At 66.1% G+C, this 18420-nt stretch carries 18 protein-coding genes; 4 read left to right on the top strand and 14 right to left on the bottom strand.

The window, feature by feature from the left end; all coding sequences use genetic code 11:
* Window positions 1-17: 17 nt before the first annotated feature.
* The 3 genes from ACFSQR_RS10900 to ACFSQR_RS10890 all read left to right on the top strand — a co-directional run bounded on the left by ACFSQR_RS10900 (window position 18) and on the right by ACFSQR_RS10890 (window position 2830).
* Complete coding sequence (locus ACFSQR_RS10900) at window positions 18-419, top strand: YbjQ family protein (protein WP_377729795.1); 402 nt, start codon at window positions 18-20, stop codon at window positions 417-419.
* Between the two features lie 5 nt (window positions 420-424).
* Window positions 425-1231, top strand: a complete 807-nt coding sequence (locus tag ACFSQR_RS10895) for a M48 family metallopeptidase (RefSeq protein ID WP_377729794.1) — start codon at window positions 425-427, stop codon at window positions 1229-1231.
* Between the two features lie 114 nt (window positions 1232-1345).
* Window positions 1346-2830 carry an aldehyde dehydrogenase gene (locus ACFSQR_RS10890; RefSeq protein ID WP_377729792.1) on the top strand — a complete coding sequence of 495 codons (1485 nt, stop codon included), beginning with the start codon at window positions 1346-1348 and terminating at the stop codon, window positions 2828-2830.
* Between the two features lie 33 nt (window positions 2831-2863).
* Here ACFSQR_RS10890 and thpR read toward each other — a convergent pair whose 3' ends face one another.
* From thpR to ACFSQR_RS10850, 8 genes are all read right to left on the bottom strand, one after another.
* Window positions 2864-3367: an RNA 2',3'-cyclic phosphodiesterase gene (gene thpR, locus ACFSQR_RS10885; protein WP_377729791.1), complete on the bottom strand. Its 504-nt coding sequence runs from the start codon at window positions 3365-3367 to the stop codon at window positions 2864-2866.
* Between the two features lie 7 nt (window positions 3368-3374).
* Window positions 3375-4235, bottom strand: a complete 861-nt coding sequence (panB, locus tag ACFSQR_RS10880; RefSeq protein WP_377729790.1) for a 3-methyl-2-oxobutanoate hydroxymethyltransferase — start codon at window positions 4233-4235, stop codon at window positions 3375-3377.
* A gap of 69 nt (window positions 4236-4304) precedes the next feature.
* Entirely contained in the window at window positions 4305-4661 is a 357-nt protein-coding gene (locus tag ACFSQR_RS10875; RefSeq protein WP_377729788.1) for a DMT family protein, read from the bottom strand.
* A complete protein-coding gene (folK, locus tag ACFSQR_RS10870; RefSeq protein ID WP_377729786.1) occupies window positions 4661-5134 on the bottom strand; it encodes a 2-amino-4-hydroxy-6-hydroxymethyldihydropteridine diphosphokinase in 474 nt (157 codons plus the stop codon). The genes ACFSQR_RS10875 and folK overlap by 1 nt, the downstream gene beginning before the upstream one ends.
* Entirely contained in the window at window positions 5131-6510 is a 1380-nt protein-coding gene (pcnB, locus tag ACFSQR_RS10865) for a polynucleotide adenylyltransferase PcnB (protein ID WP_377729785.1), read from the bottom strand. The genes folK and pcnB overlap by 4 nt, the downstream gene beginning before the upstream one ends.
* Window positions 6503-7177: an HAD family hydrolase gene (locus tag ACFSQR_RS10860; protein WP_377729784.1), complete on the bottom strand. Its 675-nt coding sequence runs from the start codon at window positions 7175-7177 to the stop codon at window positions 6503-6505. The genes pcnB and ACFSQR_RS10860 overlap by 8 nt, the downstream gene beginning before the upstream one ends.
* Window positions 7170-7844 carry a DnaA regulatory inactivator Hda gene (hda, locus tag ACFSQR_RS10855; RefSeq protein ID WP_377729783.1) on the bottom strand — a complete coding sequence of 225 codons (675 nt, stop codon included), beginning with the start codon at window positions 7842-7844 and terminating at the stop codon, window positions 7170-7172. Before hda ends, ACFSQR_RS10860 begins: the two co-directional genes overlap by 8 nt.
* 28 nt (window positions 7845-7872) lie before the next feature.
* Window positions 7873-8955 carry an AI-2E family transporter gene (locus ACFSQR_RS10850; protein ID WP_377729782.1) on the bottom strand — a complete coding sequence of 361 codons (1083 nt, stop codon included), beginning with the start codon at window positions 8953-8955 and terminating at the stop codon, window positions 7873-7875.
* Window positions 8956-9090: 135 nt separating this feature from the next.
* On the opposite strand from ACFSQR_RS10850, the gene purM reads away from it, so the two are divergent.
* Entirely contained in the window at window positions 9091-10134 is a 1044-nt protein-coding gene (purM, locus tag ACFSQR_RS10845; RefSeq protein ID WP_377729781.1) for a phosphoribosylformylglycinamidine cyclo-ligase, read from the top strand.
* A 97-nt stretch (window positions 10135-10231) separates the two neighbouring features.
* Here the strand turns inward: purM and ACFSQR_RS10840 are convergent, their stop codons facing one another.
* From ACFSQR_RS10840 to ACFSQR_RS10815, 6 genes are all read right to left on the bottom strand, one after another.
* On the bottom strand, window positions 10232-11446 hold the full coding sequence (locus ACFSQR_RS10840; protein WP_377729780.1) for a 6-phosphofructokinase: 1215 nt from the start codon (window positions 11444-11446) through the stop codon (window positions 10232-10234).
* A 66-nt stretch (window positions 11447-11512) separates the two neighbouring features.
* Entirely contained in the window at window positions 11513-13498 is a 1986-nt protein-coding gene (locus tag ACFSQR_RS10835; RefSeq protein ID WP_377729779.1) for an alpha/beta fold hydrolase, read from the bottom strand.
* Between the two features lie 280 nt (window positions 13499-13778).
* Window positions 13779-15824 carry a sodium:solute symporter family protein gene (locus ACFSQR_RS10830; RefSeq protein ID WP_377729778.1) on the bottom strand — a complete coding sequence of 682 codons (2046 nt, stop codon included), beginning with the start codon at window positions 15822-15824 and terminating at the stop codon, window positions 13779-13781.
* Window positions 15821-16117: a DUF4212 domain-containing protein gene (locus ACFSQR_RS10825; protein WP_377729777.1), complete on the bottom strand. Its 297-nt coding sequence runs from the start codon at window positions 16115-16117 to the stop codon at window positions 15821-15823. The genes ACFSQR_RS10830 and ACFSQR_RS10825 overlap by 4 nt, the downstream gene beginning before the upstream one ends.
* A gap of 2 nt (window positions 16118-16119) precedes the next feature.
* Entirely contained in the window at window positions 16120-17616 is a 1497-nt protein-coding gene (locus ACFSQR_RS10820; protein WP_377729964.1) for a sensor histidine kinase N-terminal domain-containing protein, read from the bottom strand.
* A 53-nt stretch (window positions 17617-17669) separates the two neighbouring features.
* Entirely contained in the window at window positions 17670-18353 is a 684-nt protein-coding gene (locus ACFSQR_RS10815) for a response regulator (protein WP_377729776.1), read from the bottom strand.
* Between the last annotated feature and the right edge of the window lie 67 nt (window positions 18354-18420).

Raw genomic sequence — 18420 nt, 5'->3', positions numbered from 1 at the left:
CAATCGTACTGGGCTACGTGTTCGGGCGCGCGGCAGAGGCCAGGCATTACCGTTCCATCGTCCAGCGCGAGAAGGAGTGGCTGCACCTGCCATCGACCTCGTCGCGCTACCTGCTGCAGCCGGCCCGGCGCGTCGAAAGCAGCGTGCTGGTGCATGGCAGCTGCGTGGTGGCGATCGACTACTTCAAGCGCGCGGTTGCTTCCCTGCGCTCGCTGGTCGGCGGCGCAGTCAAATCGCACGAAACCCTGATCGACCGCGCACGCCGTGAAGCCGTGCTGCGCCTGAAGGAAAGCTGCCCGGGTGCGCACGAAATCGTCAACCTGCGCATCGAAACCTCGTCGATCTCCGGCGCCGCACCGGGCAGTGTCGGTTCGGTCGAAGTGCTCGCCTACGGCACCGCCATCTATTACCGCGACTGAGAACGATGGAATACAAGCCTTCGCTCCCCGGGCAGAACGACAATGTCTCGCAGGAGCACCCGCTGAAGGATTTCGTGGTGATCCTGGGCGTGATCGCCGTGATCGCGGCGGTGGGCTTCTGGCTGCTGGGGCTTGCGGTCGACGCGATGGTGGACAACATGAGCCACGAGACGGAGGCCCGGCTGTACGAGCTGATGCCTTCAACGCCGGCCCCGGCGCAGGGAAAGCCGGCGCCGCAGCAAGTGCGCCTGCAGGCCATGGTGGACGGCATGCGCGCCTGTGCCGGGGTGCGCACCCCGGCCCGGGTCACGTTCGCGGAATCGGAAACGCCGAATGCGGCCGTCATGCCCGGCGGGCAGATCGTCGTCTTTTCAGGGCTGATGGACGAAGTGAAATCGGAGAACGGGCTGGCGTTCGTGCTCGCCCACGAGCTTGCGCACATCACGCACCGCGACCACCTGCGCGGCCTGGGACGCGGCCTCGTGCTGTTCGGCGTGTCGGCGGTGCTGCTCGGGAGCGACGCCGGCCTGACCGAGCTGCTTGCCCCGGTCGGCCACCTTGGCGCGGCAAGCTACTCGCGCAGCCGCGAGGAGGCGGCCGATGCCGCCGCCCTGCGCACGCTGAATTGCCTTTATGGCCACGCTGGCGGCGCGACCGAGCTGTTCGAATCGATGAAGGGCGAGCCGGACGCGCTGACCGAGCTGTCCCACTATGCCGCATCGCACCCGTCCATGCAGTCGCGCATCGACGCGCTCAATGCCGCCATCCGCGCCGCCGGCATGAAATCCGGCCCGACCCGCCCGCTTGAATGACCCGGCACCCTGCGGAAGCGGGGGACCCTTACTGAATCTCCGGTAGCCGCATCCGCTGAAATGGCGGGATCGCTGGTATATTTAAAAATTATCGAAAATGCACAAGGAACACCCATGTCCACTACCACCTGGCACGACCGCGCCGCCTCACTCTCCATCGACGGCCGCGCTTTCATCGATGGCAAACGCGTCGACGCGCTGTCGGGAAAGCGCTTCGACTGCCTGTCCCCCATCGATGGCCGCAAGCTGGCGGAAGTCGCGCGTTGCGAAGCTGCCGACGTGGATGCCGCTGTCGCCGCCGCGCGTGCCGCCTTCGAGGACCGCCGCTGGGCCGGCGCTGCGCCGGCCGAACGCAAGCGCATCCTGATCCGCTTCGCGGACCTGATCATGCAGCACCAGGACGAGCTTGCCCTGCTCGAAACCCTCGACATGGGCAAGCCGATCCGCTACAGCCGTGCCGTCGACGTACCGGCCACGCAGAACTGCATCCGCTGGTATGCCGAGGCGGTCGACAAGATCTACGACCAGGTCGCGCCGACGCCGGACAACAGCCTCGCGCTCATCACCCGCGAGCCGGTCGGCGTGGTGGCAGCCATCGTCCCGTGGAACTACCCGATGATCATGGCTGCGTGGAAGATCGGCCCTGCGCTCGCCGCAGGCAACAGCCTGGTGCTCAAGCCGTCCGAAAAGTCGCCGCTGACCGCGTTGCGGCTCGCGGAGCTGGCGCTGGAGGCCGGCATTCCGGCCGGCGTGTTCAATGTGCTGCCCGGCTACGGAGCGGAAGCGGGGCAGGCGCTCGGCCTGCACATGGACGTGGACTGCATCGCCTTTACCGGCTCGACCCGCGTCGGCAAGCAGATCCTGCAGATGGCGGGCCAGTCGAACCTCAAGCGCGCGTGGACGGAGCTGGGCGGAAAATCGGCCAATATCGTGTGCGCCGACTGCCCCGACCTCGACGCGGCTGTGAAGGCGGCGATCGGCTCGATCTACTTCAACCAGGGCGAGAGCTGCAATGCGCCTTCGCGCCTGTTCGTCGAAGCGCCGATCAAGGACGCGTTCCTCGAGAAGGCCATGAAGATGATGCCGCGCTTCGCACCTGGGGATCCGCTGGACGAGAAAACGGTGATGGGCGCGATCGTCGATGCGACCCAGCTGAACACGGTGATGGGCTACATCGAATCGGGCAAGCAGTCGGGCGCCACGCTGCTGCACGGCGGCGCGCAGGCGCGGCTCGACACAGGTGGCTTCTACGTCGAGCCGACGCTGTTCGACAACGTGGACAGCAGCATGAAGATCGCGCAGGAAGAGATTTTCGGCCCCGTGCTGTCGGTACTGACGTTCACCGACCTCGACGAGGCGGTACGCCAGGCCAACGCGACGCAGTACGGCCTGCAGGCGGCGGTGTGGACCGCGGACATGTCGAAAGCGATTCGCACGGCGCGCGCGCTGCGCGCCGGCACCGTGCACGTGAACCAGTACGACAACGACGACATCACCGTACCGTTCGGCGGCTACAAGCAGTCGGGCAATGGCCGCGACAAGTCGCTGCACGCATTCGACAAATACACCGAGCTGAAAACCACCTGGATCCAGGTGTGAAGGTTGGGGACGGTCCCCGCTGGGGAATGTCCCCTATGAATACGAGCGTACAACGCCGTATTCGGCGCCGGCGCCGAGCTTGGACTGCACCAGCGCATACCCATCCACCTGCCACCGCAGCGCTTCCAGGCCCTGTGGCGGCGTGGCATTGCCCGCCCGCCGCGCCATGGTCACGTGCGGCTTGTAGGCGCGCTCCTCGACTGGCAGGCCAAGCGCCGCCACGCGTTCGTTCAGGCGCGCATGCAGCTCGATCAGTTCAGGCGGAATCGCCAGCGGCTCGAGCACCGCGATCGACTGGTGCCATACCACCGGCCTTCCCAGCTCGACCTCGAACGGCGTAAACGGCACCTCGAATCCTGCCACCAGTTCGGGCAGCCGTTCTTCTTCCACGCTGCCCAGGAAGTTGAGCGTCAGATGCAGCTTCGCGTCCGCCACCGGCGCGGCGTGGTTGGGCCAGCGCCACGCGTCGCGCCACTCCGTCAGCCGCTGCCGGATCGCTTCGTCCGGCCACAATGCGAGGAACAGGCGCACGCTCATGATCGCCTCAGAAGCAGTGTTCCACAGAGGGGAACGATCCGTCCTTCACCGCGCTGACGTAGGCGGTAACGGCTGCCTCGATACTGGTCTGCCCTTCCATGAAGTTCTTCACGAAGCGCGCTTTGCGGCCGGGGAACACGCCCAGCATGTCGTGCATGACCAGCACCTGGCCCGAGCAGTCCGGGCCCGCGCCGATGCCGATGGTGGGGATCGCCAGCAGCTCGGTAACTTCCTTGCCGAGTGCGGACGGAATCGCTTCCAGCACGATCAGCTGCGCGCCGGCCGCCTGCAGCGCCAGCGCATCCTTCTTCATGGTGTCCGCGCCTTCGGTGGTCTTGCCCTGCACCTTGTAACCGCCCAGCTGGTGCACCGACTGCGGGGTCAGGCCGACGTGCGCGCACACCGGCACCGCGCGTTCGGTGAGGAAGCGCACGGTATCGGCCAGCCACGCGCCGCCTTCCAGCTTGACCATCTGCGCGCCGGCCTGCATCACCTTGACGGCGTTGGCATAGGCGGTCTCCGGCGTGCCGTAGGCGCCGAACGGCAGGTCAGCTACCACCAGCGCGTTGCTGTTCCCGCGCGCGACTGCGGCGGTGTGGTACGCGATGTCGTCCACCGTTACCGGCAGGGTGGAGGTGTGGCCACTGCAGACCATGCCGAGCGAATCGCCGATCAGCAGCACTTCCACGCCGCAGCGGTCCATTAGCGACGCGAAGCTGGCGTCGTAACAGGTCAGCATGGCGATCTTGCTGCCTGCCGCGCGCATGGCGTTCAGGGAAGGCACCGTGACCGCCTTGGCCACCGGTTTCGCTGGCGTCACCGGCTTGTCGCCGCCCGCCATGTCCTTGCCCTGCAAATACCCGCTCATAGGTCCCCCGTCAGTTCAATAAAAAAGGCGCAACAAAGCGCCAGTGTAATGCGGCCGCCAAAAAACTGCTTACGACCGGAAGATAAAGTAGACCGCGCCCATCAGGCACAGGCCGGCCCACACGTAGTCGAGCTTGAACGGCTGGTTCATGTAGAACATCGCGAACGGCACGAACACCGTCAGCGTGATCGCCTCCTGCATGATCTTCAGCTGCGACAGCGACAGCTCGGTGTGCCCGATGCGGTTGGCCGGAACCTGCAGCAGGTACTCGAACAGGGCAATGCCCCAGCTGACCAGCGCGGCCACGAGCCAAGGCTTGGACGCCATGTTCTTGAGGTGCCCGTACCAGGCAAAGGTCATGAAGATGTTCGACAGTGCCAGCAGGACGGCCGTCTGCACCACGACGGGAATCTGAGGGAACAGCATCACGCGAGCCTTTCGATCGCCTGGCCTGCGACGCCCGCGAGGAAAGCCGCGGCGGGACCTGCGCCGGGAATATCGGCCTGCGGCGCGATCTCGAGCAAGGGAGCAAGCACGAACGCGCGCGCCGTCATGCGCGGATGCGGCACCTGCAAGCGCGCGCTGTCGATGATGGCGTCGCCGTAGAGCAGGACGTCGAGGTCCAGCGTGCGCGGCGCATTGCGGTAGGGCCGCTCGCGCCCGTGCGCCAGTTCGATCGCCTGCAAGGCGTCGAGCAGGCCGTGCGCGTCCAGCGCGGTGTCGACGCAGGCAACCGCGTTGATGTAATCGTCGCCGGACGAATCGATCGGCGCCGTGCGGTACAGCGACGAGCGCGCCTTCAGCATCGTGTGAGGCATGCGCGCGATGCGCTCCAGCGCGTCCTCGACGTTGGCGCGGGCGTCACCCAGGTTGGCGCCGATGCCGATGTAGGCGATCATTCCCCGCCGTCGCCCGAGCCGCCGGAACCGCCGCCGTTCTCGCCGCGGTTGCGGCTGCGCGGACCACGCCGCGGACTGCGTTTGCGCTTGGCGCCGCCGTTGCCGCTCGGTGCGTTCGCGATCAGTTCCTCGCGCTGCTCCGGGTCGGCCTCGTAGAAGGCAGTCCACCATTCGCCCAGTTCGGCGTCCAGTTCACCCGATTCGCAGCGCAGCAGCAGGAAGTCGTAGCCTGCGCGGAAGCGCGGATTCTCCAGCAGCTTGATCGGCGCCTTGCCCTGGCGGCGCTCGAAGCGCGGCTGCATCGACCAGATGTCGCGCATGTCGGAGCCGATCCGGCGCTGCAGCGCGAGCTTTTCGGTCTGGTCTTCCAGCACGTCGTCGGCGGCCAGGTGCAGGGCAGGGATCGGCGATTCGCCGGCGGCCTTGTACGCATTCCACTTTTCCAGCACCTGGTGCCACAGCAGCGACGCGAACAGGAAGCCCGGCGAGACGCCTTTGCCGGCCATGACGCGGCGGTCGGTGGACTCCAGCGCCAGCGTCACGAACTTCATGCTGATCGGCTGCTCCAGCACGACGTCCAGCAGCGGCAGCAGGCCGTGGTGCAGGCCTTCCTTGCGCAGTTGCTGGAGGCAGGCCAGCGCGTGGCCGCTCATGAGCAGCTTGAGCATCTCGTCGAACACGCGCGCGGCGGGCACGTTATTGATCAGTGGCGCCATCACGGGGATGGGCGCGCGCGTGGCAGGCTCGATCGTGAACTGCAGCTTGGCGGCGAAGCGCACCACGCGCAGCATGCGCACGGGATCTTCGCGGTAGCGGGCTTCCGGCTGGCCGATGATGCGCAGCTGTTTGGAGGCGATGTCCTCGATGCCGCCGTGGTAGTCCAGCACTTCCTGCGTGGCAGGGTTGTAGTACATCGCGTTGATGGTGAAGTCGCGCCGCGCCGCATCCTCGTGCTGCGGACCGAAGTTATTGTCGCGCAGGACGCGTCCATGCTCGTCCTTGGGGGCGTTGTCCTGCGAGGCGCCGCGGAAGGTCGTCACTTCCAGCAGGTCCTGTCCGAACATCACGTGCACGATCTGGAAGCGCTTGCCGATGATGAAAGCGCGGCGGAACAGGCGCTTGACCTGCTCGGGCGTCGCGTTGGTCGCGATATCGAAATCCTTGGGCTTCACGCCCAGCAGCAGGTCGCGCACCGCGCCGCCCACCACGAATGCTTCATAGCCCGCATCCTGCAAGGTCTGGGTCACGCGCAGCGCATTCGACGACACCAGCTTGGGGTCGATCTTGTGCTGCCCGGGCCCGAGCACGACGGGCTCGGTGTTGCCGTTGGCTCCCTCTTTTTTGCCGAGGATTTTGCGGATGAATTTTTTAATCATTGAACAGATGAAGTAAAGGCCAGCCCTGCGCCTGTGCGTGGCGCATGAGCGCCGCGTTGGGGTTGGTCGCGACAGGGTGGCTGACGACGGATAACAACGGGATATCGTTGTGCGAATCGCTGTAGAAATGGGTGCTTTCGAACTGCCCGAACTCGTGGCCGAGACGCTCCAGCCATGCGTGCATGTGCGTGACCTTGCCGGCGCCGGAGGTGTGCGGTCCGAGCAGGCGCCCGGTCAGGTTGCCCTGTTCGTCGATCTCCGGCTCGGCCGCCAGCAGGTGTTCGACGCCGAACTCGCGGGCGATCGGTTCGGTGACAAAGCGGTTGGTGGCGGTGATGATGCAGACCAGGTCGCCCGCCTCCTGGTGCTTGCGCACGAGGTCGCGCGCGCAATCGCGGATCGCGGGCCGGATCACTTCGGCCATGAACTGTTCCTGCATCGCGGCCAATTGCGTGCGCGGGTAGCGCGCCAGCGTGCCGAGCGCGAACTCCAGGTATTCGACCGGGTCGAGCGTGCCGGCCTTGTACTGCTCGAAGAAATCGTCGTTGCGGCGCTTGAACTCGACCGGATCGACCGCGCCCGTGCGCACCAGGAACTGGCCCCATTCGTAATCCGAATCGATCGGCAGCAGGGTGTGGTCGAGGTCGAAAATCGCCAGCTTAGTCATTCTTGGGGTCCGTCTTGAGCAACAGGTCGCGCAGCAGCGGCAGGGTCACCGGACGCTGGGTTTCGAGGGAATACTGGTCCAGCGCGTCGAGCATGGTCGAGAGCGACCGCATGTCGCGCTGGAAGTGCGACAGCAGGTAGGGTAACACGCTGGCCGACAGCGTCAAACCGCGTGCCTCGGCCGCATGGGTGAGGGCGGCGATCTTCTCTTCGTCGGAGAGACCGTGGATCTGGTACACCAGGCCCCAGCCCATGCGCGTGCGCAGGTCCTCGCGCACCGGCAGCACGGCCGGCGGCACCGGCCCCGTGCTCACCATGTAGGCGCCGTGCTCGCGCACCTGGTTGAACAGGGCGAAGGCATCGATCTGGCGCTCGGGCGAGAGCCGGTGACAGTCGTCCACCAGGTACAGGGTGACGGACGGGTCGAAGGTGAAGTCCTCGGCCGATGACTCCGGGGTGAGGTAGCGCGCGTGCCCGGTCGCGGCCAGGCCGTGCAGCAGGTGGGTCTTGCCGGCCGCGGCCTCGCCCCACAGGTAGGCGAAGTGTTCGCGCGATGCGCGTTCCGCGAACTGGTGCATCACGTGCGTCAATTCGGCATTCTGTCCAACCTCGAAGGTTTCAAGGCTCTGCGCGGGTTCCGCGCCAAGGTCGAGCACCAGTTGTTTCATCGGTTGGCCGTACAAAAAATCGTCTGCATCACGCATTATAAAAGCTGCTGCGCAGGTAGTGGGCGGCAAGGTGGCGGAAAGCCACCATCAGCACGGCCGACGCTGGCAGGGCGAGCAGCACGCCGGCGAAGCCGAACAGCTCTCCGAACGCCAGCAGCGCGAAGATCACGGCCAGCGGATGCAGGCCGATGCGCTCGCCCACCATGCGCGGCGTCAGCACGAAGCTCTCCAGCACCTGGCCGAAGCCGTAGATCGCGCCCACGATGGCCAGCCCTTCCCAGCCCTGGAACTGCAGCACCGCCGCGATCAGGGCCAGCGCCAGGCCGAGGCCGAAGCCGAGGTAGGGGATGAATACCAGCAGGCCGGTCAGGATACCTACCGGCAGCGCCACATCCAGGCCGGCGATCGCCAGCGCCGCCGAATAGTAGGCCGCCAGCACCAGCATGACCAGGATCTGGCCGCGCAGGTACTGCGCCAGCAGGCCGTCCGCTTCCTTAGCCAGTTCGACCGTGCGCTCTGCCCAGCGGCGCGGGATCGCCAGCTCGATGCGGGCCAGCAGCTGGTGCCATTCCAGCAGCAGGTAGAACAGCACCACGGGGATCAGCAGCATCTGCGCCAGGATCGCCAGCACGGCAGAGCCGCCGATGCGCGCGGAGGCGAGCAGGGTGCTCCAGATCGCGTCGCCGTCGGTGGCCATGCGGGCCGCCACCATGTCGCGCAGGCCGCTCGAATCGAGTCGCAGGTCCACGCCCATCGACTGCAGGCGCGGCGTCAGGGTCTGGTCCAGCCACTGGAAGAAGGCGGGGATCTGCGCCTGCAGCAGCGGGATCTCTTTTTGCAGCACCGGCACCACGATCAGTACCAGCGCGGCGACCATCCCAATGAACAGCGAGATGACGATGACCACGGCGAAAGTGCGAGGAATGCGCCAGCGGACGATGCGGCGGCCTTCGAGGTAATCGACCGCGCCTTCCAGCGTATAGGCGAGGATGGCGGCAGCAAGGAAAGGTGTGAGGACGGGGCCGAGGGCCACCAGCAGCAGTACGACACCAAGCCAGATGGCCAGCCAAAAAGCGGTTTGCTTCTGTTCCGGCGTCAGGAGGAATGGCATCGAGGGTAGTGTGTACGTTAATCGGGGCGCGCGCGGCCAGTTTGATAAAATAGCGGATTGACCAGAAATGGGTGTTTTCTGCCCTGTTTTCGGCCCACTTTCTTCTATTCTACCGCCTCTGCTGCCAAAAACACCATGAACCAACCTTCTAATGTGTCCCTGTCATACCGAGATGCCGGCGTCGATATCGATGCGGGCGACGCCCTGGTCGAAGCGATCAAACCGATGGCCAAGCGCACCATGCGCGAAGGCGTCATGGGTGGCATTGGCGGCTTCGGCGCGCTGTTCGAGATCAGCAAGAAGTACAAGGAGCCCGTGCTGGTATCTGGCACCGACGGCGTCGGCACCAAGCTCAAGCTCGCGTTCGAACTGAACCGCCACGACACGGTCGGCATCGACCTGGTCGCCATGAGCGTCAACGACATCCTCGTGCAGGGCGCCGAGCCGCTGTTCTTCCTCGACTACTTCGCCTGCGGCAAACTGAACGTGGCGACCGCCACCCAGGTGGTCTCGGGCATCGCCAAAGGCTGCGAGCAGGCCGGCTGCGCGCTGATCGGCGGCGAAACCGCCGAGATGCCGAGCATGTACCCGGAAGGCGAATACGACCTGGCCGGCTTCGCGGTCGGCGCGGTCGAGAAGTCGAAGATCATCGACGGCACCAAGATCGTGCCGGGCGACGTGGTGCTGGGCCTGGCCTCGTCGGGCGCGCACTCGAACGGCTACTCGCTGGTCCGCAAGATCATCGAAGTGGCCAAGCCTGACCTGGAAGCCGACTTCCATGGCCGCAAGCTGGCCGACGTGCTGATGGAGCCGACCCGCATCTACGTCAAGCCGCTGCTGGCGCTGATGGAATCGATGGAAGTGAAGGGCATGGTCCACATCACCGGTGGCGGCCTGGTCGAGAACATCCCGCGCGTGCTGCAGGACCACCTGACCTGCGAACTGGATGGCCAGTCGTGGACGATGCCGCCGCTGTTCCAGTGGCTGCAGCAGCACGGCGGCGTGGCCGACGCCGAGATGCACCGCGTGTTCAACTGCGGCATCGGCATGACCGTCATCGTCTCGAAAGAGAATGCAGACGCGGCGTTCGCACAGCTGCAGGCGGCCGGCGAGACCGTGTACCGCATCGGCGTGATCCGCGAGCGCGCCGAAGGCGAGCACCAGACCATCGTCCGCTGATCAAGGAAGGGGACCGTCCCCAGCTTTTTAATTTGCGCTGCCTCGGTCCGCAGCAAAAAGCTGGGGTCAGACCCGTAGGGTCAGACCCCTTTCTTTTCTAGCGCTTGAGGACCTTGGCGACGGGGTTGGGACGCAGGCGGAAGGCGTCCGGCATGCCGGAGCCGAGCAGGGGACGCAGGTACATCCGGAACGCGTCGGTCACATCGGTCCCGCTTTCGCTGATGAACTCGTCCTCCATGGTGCGCGTCTTGCCGGCCACTGCCTCCAGTGGCAGCAGTTCGTAGTCCACCGAATAGAAGCCGGTGCGCCGGATCGCCACCGAGCCGTCGCGGTCTCCCCACATGGCGAACTGCACCGCCTTCTCGCCGACCTCGCGCGCCTCGCGCTGGTCCACGTCCGACACGCAGCCGATGAAGGAGCGCTGCAGGTAGCCGAAGGTGTCGCCCCGCACGCGCTTGATGCCCAGCTTCGATTTGATCTCTTCGCACAGCAGGTCTGCCAGCGCGCCGGTGCCCGACAGCTGCACGTTGCCGTGGTCGTCCCGCTCGATCTCCTTTGCCAGCAGGGTGGCGATCGGTGCGCCGGAAGCGTCATGGATGCCTTCCGACACCGCGATCACGCAGCGCCCGAACTTCTCGTAGGTGGATTTCACGTCGCGCAGGAAGCGCTCGATTTCGAAGACGCGCTCCGGCATGTAGATCAGGTGCGGCCCGTCGTCCGGGAACTTCTTGCCCAGCGCGGAGGCGGCGGTCAGGAAGCCCGCGTGGCGGCCCATGACGACGCCGACATACACGCCAGGCAGCGAGGCATTGTCGAGGTTCGCTCCTGCGAACGCCTGCGCGACGAAGCGCGCGGCCGAAGGAAAGCCCGGCGTGTGGTCGTTGCCCACCAGGTCGTTGTCGATGGTCTTGGGGATATGGATGCAGCGCAGCGGATAGCTGGCCTTGCGCGCCTCTTCGCTGACGATGCGCACCGTGTCGCTGGAATCGTTTCCGCCAATGTAGAAGAAGTGCTCGATCTCGTGCGCGCGCAGCACGTTGAAGATCTCGTGGCAGTACTTGAGGTCAGGCTTGTCGCGCGTCGAGCCCAGCGCGGAGGACGGCGTGCCGGCCACCAGTTCCAGGTTGTGGCTGGTCTCCTGCGTGAGGTCGATGAAGTCTTCGTTGACGATGCCGCGCACGCCGTGCATCGCGCCGTACACCCGCGTCACTTCGCGGAAGCGCCGCGCCTCGAGCGCCACGCCGACCAGCGACTGGTTGATCACCGCGGTCGGACCGCCGCCTTGCGCTACCAGTATTTTCCCCGAACCCATGCGTTACCTCCCCATGTGAAAAAGCCGCGCAGGTAGCGCGGCTTTTTAGTGTACACCGGGTTGGGCTTACTTCTTCTGGCCGATGTTCCGGTCCAGGAACTTCTCGACGCGGTTGTAGAAGTCCAGGGAGTTCTTCTCCACGCGGAAGCCATGGCCCTCGTCTTCGTACACGACCCATTCGACATCCTTGTTGGTCTGGATGACGGCATCGTGGAACTTGCGGCCGTGGTAGATGGGCACGCGTTCGTCCGCGCCGCCGTAGGCCAGCAGCAGCGGCGCCTTGATGCGCGCAGCCTGCTCGATCGGGGAGGTGGCCTTCAGCTGCGCCGCGTCCTTGACCTGGTCGCCGATCATCTCTGGCATGCCGTACTTCTTCCACTCCGACGACATGTCCGACGATGCGCTCCAGTGGCCGTTGTACATCAGGTTGATGTCGGTGACGCCGACCATGTTGATGCCGCACTTGTACAGGTCCGGGTCGTTCACGAGGCCCATCAGGGTCGCGTAGCCGCCGTAGCTGCCGCCCATGATGCAGATGCGCTGCGGATCGGCCACGCCCTTGGCGATCGCCCAGCGGGTGCCGTCGGCCACGTCGTCCTGCATCTTCAGGCCCCACTGCTTGAAGCTCGACTGGTAATGCTTGCTGCCGTAGCCCAGCGTGCCGCGGAAATCGGGCTCCAGCACCGCGTAGCCGCGCGAGGCCAGGAACTGCACTTCCGGATTCCAGTCCCAGGTGCGGCCGCTGACCCATGGGCCGCCGTGCACCAGCACCACCATCGGCAGGTTCTTGCCGTCGGTGCCGGCCGGGATGGTCAGCCAGCCCGGGATCTCCATGCCGTCACGCGCCTTGTACTTGACGAACTGGGTGCGGCCCATCGCGCGCGGGTCGATCTTCGGGAACGCGGTGCCGATCACGTCGAGCGCGCCGGTTTCGGTGTTGTAGACGCGGATGACCAGCGGCTGGCGGTCCGATTCCGACAGCACCAGCACCCATGGCGTTTCCGGGCGCTGCGCGATCGACAGCATGTTGACGGTGGACGGCAGCAGCGCATCGATCTTTTCCTGCACCTGCTTCATCTTCGGGTCGAACCAGAAGGTGGATGGCGCGTCGGCCGCGTAGTGGATGCCCATCACCTTGTCGCGCACCACCAGGCTGCCGCGGAAATCGAAGTCCTTCAGGTTCAGCAGCGGCTCGGGCGCCAATTCCGCCGTCTTCACGTCGAACTTGTACAGCGCCTGCTTGTCGCCATCGCCGACCGCCGACACGTACAGCGCACCGTCGGGGCCGAAACCGACAGGGTTGAGCATCTTCTTGCCCTTGTAGGCATCGAAGGACACGAGCTTGCGCCATTCATTGTCCATCGCCGGGTCGCGGTAGTGCAGGACCTGCATGTTCTCGACCTGCTCCAGCACCAGGCGCGGTTCGCCGTCCTGGTCGAACATCCACGCGCCGTGGCGCGCCGGACGCTTGACCAGGGAAGCGTGGCCGGTCAGGGTATTGAGCTTGAGGACTTCGGTCGAATCCACCTCGCCGCGGTAATTGCGACGCGCGATCCAGACCGAATTCGAATCCTTCTTGGCGTTGACGTGCAGGAGGTGGGAGTTATACGGTTGCAGCTCGACGTTGTACAGCTTGTCCAGGCCGGCGGAGGCGAAGGTAATCGCGATCAGCTGGCGGAAGTTCTTGCCGTCGCGGTTGACCGCGAACAGGCCGGGCCCAAGGCGCTGGTTGGCGATGCCGATGTGGCGGTCGTCGCTATTGAACACCAGGCGCTCGTCGTTGATCCACTGGAAGTCGCCCACGTCCGAGTCGTCGAACGCTGCAACCTGCTGGGCCGAGCGGGTCGACAGGTCGATCACGGCAAGGCGCTGGCGCGAGCCGTTTGCGCCAAAGCGCACGGCCAGGTATTTACCCGACGGCGACAGCGCCGCTCCGGTGAACGCCGGCTTGGCGAAGAAGTCCTCCAGCGGCGGCCGCGGACCGGCCTGCACCTGCAGGGCCAGCGCGAACAGCGCCAGGGCGATGAAGAATTTGCGCAGCGGTGATGCCATTACGAGCTCCGTTGAAGATGAGCCGCGTAATATACACAACCAGTAATGGCTTGTAACCGTTTGTCTTTAACTGTCGTTATCGGCCAACATGCCTGTCTGTACATGCGCCGGGCGCCCGGCGGCTCTCCCGGCGGCGACGCAGGCCGCCGGCGTGCTTTCAGTGTGCGGACAACGCGGTACACAGGATCAATCATGTCGCCAGCTCCAGTGATGTCGGGCTGACCAATATAAGCCGCATCCGGCCGCCGCGTTTTGCTGGAACTCAGGTTCAGGCGCGCCTTCAGTCCGGTGAGCGCAAATGATCGACGATGCCGCGCCCGGCGCGGCCCGGGGGCGCGGTCAGCAGGCTGACGATGGCCAGCAGCGCCATCCCGGCCGGCACACCGAACACGCCGGCCGAGATCGGCGCGATGCCGAACCACTGGTTGGCGGCCGACCCGCCCACCTGAGGCATGGTGCTGAGCATGTAGAACACGCACACGCCGAAGCCGCCCGCCATCCCGGCTACCGCGCCGGCCTGGTTGGCGCGCTGCCAGAACACGCCCAGCACCAGCGCCGGGAACAGCGTCGACGCGGCCAGCGAGAACGCGGCGCCCACCAGCGACAGGATGTCGGCCGGCTTTTGCGATGCCGCATACGCCGCGATGAACGCGACCGCCAGCAGGAGCAGCTTGGAGATCGTCACCCGCTTCTGGGTGGAGGCGTGCGGGTCGAGCATCTTGTAGTAGACGTCGTGCGACAGCGCGTTGGATATCGCCAGCAGCAGCCCGTCGGCCGTGGACAGCGCGGCTGCCAGTCCGCCTGCGGCAACCAGTCCGGAGATCACATAGGGCAGCCCGGCGATCTCCGGCGTGGCCAGCACCAGCATGTCGCCGTCCATCGCGATCTCGGCCAGCTGCACGACCCCGTCCAGGTTGATGTCGCTGATGCTGATCAGGGGATTGGTGCGGTCGACGTTGGCCCAGTAGGTCACCCAGCCGGGCAGGTGGTCGAAGCTGGTGCCCACGAGGTTGGTGTACAGGTCGTACTTGACCAGCACCGCCAGCGCGGGCACGGCCAGGTAGATCAGGAGCACGAAGAACAAGGTCCAGAACACCGAATTGCGCGTCTCCTGCACCGATGGCGTGGTGTAGGAACGCATCAGGATGTGCGGCAGCGCGGCAGTGCCCAGCATCAGGCACAGGATCAGGGCGAGGAAGTTATTGCGCTTGCCGTCCGATTCCTGCGCCGTCGCGCCGGGGAAGGGCTGGGCGTGCGGCTTGGGCGGCAGCGAGCGCGCGAAGTTCGACTCCGCCTGCGCGCTCCAGGCCCGCCGCGCCTCGTCCGCGCTGCGCGGATAGTTCATCAGCTGGCGCTGGGCGGCGCGGATCTCGGCCAGCGAGGCGTCGCGCAGCTTGAGTTCGTCGAGATGGCGCTGCACGCGGCGGCGTCCTTCCTCCCACGATCCGGGCAGCGCCGCCACCTGCGCGCGGTAGGCGCCGGCGCGCTCGCGGTACAGCGCACGCACCTGCTCCTCTTTCGGATCGGTGCGCAACTGCGCTTCGCGCTCGGTCAGTTGCGGCATCACCGAACCATAGGCGAGCTGCGGCACCGGGTTGCCCGCCAGCTTGGAGGACAGCCACATGGTCGGGGCCAGGAATGCGATCACGATGATGATGTACTGGGCCACCTGGGTCCAGGTGATGCCGCGCATCCCGCCGAGGAAGGAGCACACCAGGATGCTGGCCAGGCCGAGGAAGATCCCGACCGAGAAGTCCACGCCCGTGAAACGCGAGGCGATCAGGCCTACCGCATAGATCTGCGCCACCACGTAGGTGAACGAGACGGCCACGGTGGCCAGCACGGCGACGATGCGCACCGGCGTGCCGCGCCCGTTCGCGTCGCCATAGCGCACGGCCAGGAAGTCGGGGATGGTGTACTGGGCCGAACGGCGCAGGAACGGCGCGATCAGCAGCGCGACCAGCACGTAGCCGCCGGTCCAGCCGAGGATGTAGGCGAGCGCGTCGAAGCCGTGCAGGTACAGGCCGCCGGCCAGGCTGATGAAGCTGGCCGCCGAGATCCAGTCGGCCGCCGTCGCCATGCCGTTGAAGAAGCCGGGCACGCGCCGGCCCGCGACGTAGTATTCGGCAACCTTGGACGTGCGGCTGATCAGGCCGATCGTCGCGTACAGGAAGATCGTCGCGCCCATGAACACATAGCCCAGCCACAGACGCGGCATGCCTTCCTGTTCCAGCAAGGCGAGCGACACCAGGAAGGCGCCGAAGCTGACGGTGAACCAGAAATAGAAGCGGGTCAGCTTGCGGGTGAAGTTGAATTGACGGTTCACGCAAGCTCCTGCCGGAAGCGCGCATCGATGCGGCGCATGCGCCAGGTGTAGGCGCCGACGATCGCCAGGTAGACCAGCGCGGCGCCCTGCGCGGCAAGGTAGAACGACAGCGGCCACCCGAACAGCGTAAAGCGGGCCAGTTCGCGCGCATAGAACAACGGGACCAGCGTGGTCGCCAGCCACAGCACCAGCAGGACGGCGGTCATGCGGCGCGTGCGCTGCCAGTGCCGTGTGCGCGCGGCGATGATCGCGCGGCGGCGCTCGGGATCGATATGCTGTTGGGGTGTCGGCATGGTCAGGCGGGATCAGGGTCCGCTGGCGGGGCGGGGAAGGTCAGGCGGAACAGGCAGCCGGGCAGCTTCTTGCCGTGGCTGCGCGGATTGTCGAACAGGTCGATTTCGGCGCCATGCTGCTGCGCGATCTCGCGCACGATCGCCAGCCCCAGGCCGCTGCCCGGCGCGCCGCTGCCGAGGATGCGGTAGAAGCGCTCGAACACCTTGGCGCGTTCGGATGCGGCGATCCCCGGACCGGTGTCTTCCACCTCCAGGATCGCGCGGCCATCGCTGGAGCGCACGCGCACGGTGACGCTGCCGCCGGCGGGCGTGTAGTGCAGGGCGTTGTCGATCAGGTTGGACAGCAGTTCGCGCAGCATGACCTGGTTGCCGTGCACACGGGCGGCGGGGTCCTGCTCCTCGAAGCCCAGGTCGATGCGCTGCGCGAACGAGGCCTGCACCCAGTCCTGCACGCATTCGCGCGCCAGCACGGCCAGCTCGATGTCGCCGAATACGGCGCCGGCGTGCGGCTGGTTCTCCGCGCGCGCCAGCGCGAGCAGCTGGTTCACCAGGCGCGTGGCCGAATCGGAGCTCTTGGCCAGTTGCTCCAGCGAGCGGTGGATTTCCGCGGCATCGTCCTGGCGCAGGGCGAGCTCGGACTGCATGCGCATGCCCGCCAGCGGCGTCTTCATCTGGTGCGCGGCATCGGCGATGAAGCGCTTCTGCATCTCGATGGTTTGCGACAGGCGGTCCAGCATGTCGTTGAGCGAACCGACCAGCGGCGTGATCTCCTCCGGCACGTGGCGCGCGTCGATCGGCGACAGGTCGTCCGGGCGGCGTGCGCGGATGCGCGCCTGCAGTTCGGCCAGCGGCGACAGGCCGCGCGTGAGCGCGAACCACACCAGTGCCAGCACGATCGGCAGGATGATGAACTGGGGCAGGATCACGCCTTTGATGATCTCGTTGGCGAGCTGGCCGCGCTTGTCCAGCGTCTCGGCGACCTGCACCAGTGCTGGCCGCGTGCCGCCGTTGTGCGTGGCGGCGACGGGCGGATTGACCCAGGCGTAGGCAACGCGGACCGGCGTGTTGTGGAAGGAATCGTTGCGGAAGCGGACCTCGCCGGTGCGAGCCGGCCTATCCTGCGCGGGGGCGGGCAGGTCCCGGTCGCCGTCGAGCACGCGGCCGCCTGGGGCTGCCACCTGGAAGAACACCGCATCGGTATCGTCGGCGCGCAGGAATTCGCGGGCGGCGGGCGAGACCTGCGCCACCAGCTTGCCGTCCACCTCGCGTACCTGCTGCGCGATCAGCGAGACGCGGTCCTCCAGCGCGCGGTCGAACGGCTGGTTGGCGATCGACTTGGCGACCAGGTAGGTGATCGCGATGCTCATCGGCCAGAGCAGCAGCAGCGGCGCCAGCATCCAGTCGAGGATCTCGCCGAACAGCGAGTGCTGGATGCTTTCCTCCGGCTCCGGGCTGGGCGGCTCGTAGAGCTGGGGCGGGTCGTCCACGGGCAGGGGAATGTCCCCGGCAAGGACCTGGTCTTTCGCTAAAGAGCCGGCATCTTCGCTGCTGTTCACCGCGGCGCCGGATCCTGGAATTTCTCGAGGCAGTAGCCCAGCCCGCGCACGGTGGCGATGCGGATGCCGCCGGTCTCGATCTTCTTGCGCAGCCGGTGCACATACACCTCGATCGCGTTGTTGGACACTTCCTCGCCCCACTGGCACAGGTGGTCGACCAGCTGCTCCTTCGACACCAGCCGCCCGGTGCGGGCCAGCAGCACTTCGAGCAGGCCCAGTTCGCGCGCGGACAGGTCCAGCATCTGGTCATTGATATAGGCGCTGCGCCCGACCTGGTCGTACACCAGCGGGCCGTGGCGCACGGTCGCGCTGCCGCCGCCCTGGCCGCGCCGGGTGAGGGCGCGCACGCGTGCTTCCAGTTCCGACAGCGCGAAAGGCTTGGCCATGTAGTCGTCCGCGCCCAGGTCCAGGCCGTTCACGCGCTGCTCGACCGAATCAGCCGCCGTGAGGATCAGCACGGGCAGGCGCGAATTGCGCGCGCGCAGGCGGCTCAGGACTTCCAGTCCGGAGAGTTTAGGGAGACCGAGGTCGAGGATGAGGAGATCGAATTCCTGGGTGAGCAGGGCGGTATCGGCTTCCTGTCCGTTCTTCACGCAATCGATGGCGTAGCCGGACTGGCGCAGGGAGCGGGTCAGGCCGTCGGCGAGGACGCTGTCGTCTTCGGCAAGTAGAATACGCATGATCGAATTTGATTCAAATCAGCCACGGTTAAAAATGCTGCTTGCAAAAACTACTGTTCTTTTATAC

Origin of the sequence: Pseudoduganella sp. GCM10020061, assembly GCF_042683405.1 — a bacterium.
Taxonomy (GTDB): Bacteria; Pseudomonadota; Gammaproteobacteria; order Burkholderiales; family Burkholderiaceae_D; genus Telluria.
The sequence above is the reverse complement of the archived record's forward strand: the minus strand, read 5'-3'. Positions and strand labels throughout refer to the sequence as shown.